This is a genomic window from Acinetobacter sp. 1566109 (genome assembly GCF_000582255.1).
Classification (GTDB): domain Bacteria; phylum Pseudomonadota; class Gammaproteobacteria; order Pseudomonadales; family Moraxellaceae; genus Acinetobacter; species Acinetobacter nosocomialis.
Genome location: NZ_JEYB01000157.1, coordinates 1 through 1,848 on the forward strand (window position 1 = coordinate 1; position 1,848 = coordinate 1,848).

Here is a 1,848-nt window from a genome sequence, read left to right on the forward strand (position 1 = left end):
AAAATAAGCCAGCTAGTTTACGTCCACAAGAAGGTTTTACTACTACTACACCTTCTGGGGTAAAAGTTAAGTTTGTACCACCTAGTGGTAATATTAGTGAATGGCGAGGATGGCCTTTACAATGATTGAGGTTAAAATGATTTTAGAATTTTCTTATACTTTACGTGAAGAATATGAAGGTGATGAAGGAACTCTTGTTCCACAGTTATTTAGATTAGATAATCTGGATGAAAATAGAGGGTTTGAAAATTTTTTAGAAGGTGATGATGATTATTTATACTTTATCAGTAATGTTGATACAAGTAAAAAAGTTGAAAGTATACTTATTCAATTAAGTAATATATTGGATGATAATAGTAATGAATGCCAATATATAGTGGATGGCTATTTTAGAAAGGCAGAGGTATGTAAGGATATAACTGCTTTTAATATAATGCCTAATATACAAATAGGTTATAGAGGTGGTATACCTACAGATTTATTTCTAAAAATTTTGAATTTGTGGGGGAGTATCTTAAATCGGGAAGTAAGGAAAAAATAATCGTTGAAGTTTGATGTTTGTAATTGTTTCTGTTGGAAATTTTGATATCTTATTTTGTGAACTTGAAACCGTTTTTGTTTAGTTAATTTGGTAACTTTATAATGAAGACGTATTTTTGCAGCTTGGTTTAAGAAGCGATATTAATTATTCAGCTAAGGTATATTAAATATTATTAAACAATTTTAGAATAGCTAGATGCCTCTAGATTAGGGTTAAATAACTATATTAGTAAAACCCACTTAATTTTAAGTGGGTTTTTTAGTTATCAGTAATAGCAAATAAAGTTAATGAAGTAATTGAACCTATTGATTTTGATGTCCGTATTTTGAATGTTGAAATTAATGAAAGAGGGAAATTAACTGGTGGGCATAGTATTGTGGATGGTAATGTAAATATTGTTTAACGAGGTATGCCAAATGAACAAGGCGTTTATAATGCGAAAATTAGTGTTTCTGACCCTAAAACTCTTACAAAAACATCAACAATGTTCCCTGACAGTTGGAGTGCAGATAGAATTAAAGTAGAGGTTGAGGCTCTTATAAAAATAAGCAGATTTATACAAATGAAAAAGGGGACGAAATGTTGAAAGTAATAACACCTAGTGGTGTAACAGTAACAAGCTATTTGAAACCTAAGCCCACAGTTTATCCTTTAATGGGGAAGTAATATGAAAGTAAAATTATATTGGTGTGATAGATGGAAAGATGGGGTTTTATATCCTGAGGGGGTGGATAAGAATGCACCAACTAATTTTAAAGGTTTAATTTTCAGCTTATTAAATGATGATGAAGGTCATGGTTTAGCATATTTAAGTAATTGGATAGATGAAGGGCTAATTGAGGTAGAAAAAATTCATAATGGTACGTTAGATTTTTATGATATGTGGGGGCATGCATGGGGAGCTGAAATCTCCAAAGAAAATGTTCTTATTTATTGGGGGTATGATGATACTGAATGTGAAGAAAACATGATTTTTGAAAGTTTCTACACAATTTTAAGAGAATGGAGTCAATTTCTCAAGACAGAACCAAATGAGGCAAATATCGTAGAGTTTGAGTGTTAAATTTTTTTATTTTATGATGAAAAGTGATTTTAACTATTAATAATTAAATTTAAAAAGCCTATCAATTTTAGATAGGCTTTTTTATAGGTAAGGATGATGGAGGTCAACCTAATGGCTCGACATTTTTTCCTCAAGGATGGTCGGAAGCAAGATTGAAATATGAACTATCAGAGACTTTTAAAAATAAGCCAGCTAGTTTACGTCCACAAGAAGGTTTTACTACTACTACACCTTCTGGGGTAAA

3 protein-coding genes are annotated in these 1,848 nt (G+C 30.9%); all 3 read left to right on the forward strand.

What is annotated here, in order from left to right:
• The first annotated feature begins 121 nt into the window (after positions 1-121).
• The 3 genes from J582_RS26610 (at position 122) to J582_RS24925 (ending at position 1,604) form a co-directional block, all read left to right on the forward strand.
• Positions 122-541 (forward strand): hypothetical protein, encoded by a 420-nt coding sequence (locus J582_RS26610; protein ID WP_227556626.1) that lies wholly within the window; start codon positions 122-124, stop codon positions 539-541.
• Between the two features lie 409 nt (positions 542-950).
• A complete protein-coding gene (locus tag J582_RS27645) occupies positions 951-1,127 on the forward strand; it encodes an EndoU domain-containing protein (protein ID WP_200003955.1) in 177 nt (58 codons plus the stop codon).
• A gap of 81 nt (positions 1,128-1,208) precedes the next feature.
• Positions 1,209-1,604, forward strand: a complete 396-nt coding sequence (locus tag J582_RS24925) for a hypothetical protein (RefSeq protein ID WP_032048901.1) — start codon at positions 1,209-1,211, stop codon at positions 1,602-1,604.
• Positions 1,605-1,848 lie beyond the last annotated feature (244 nt).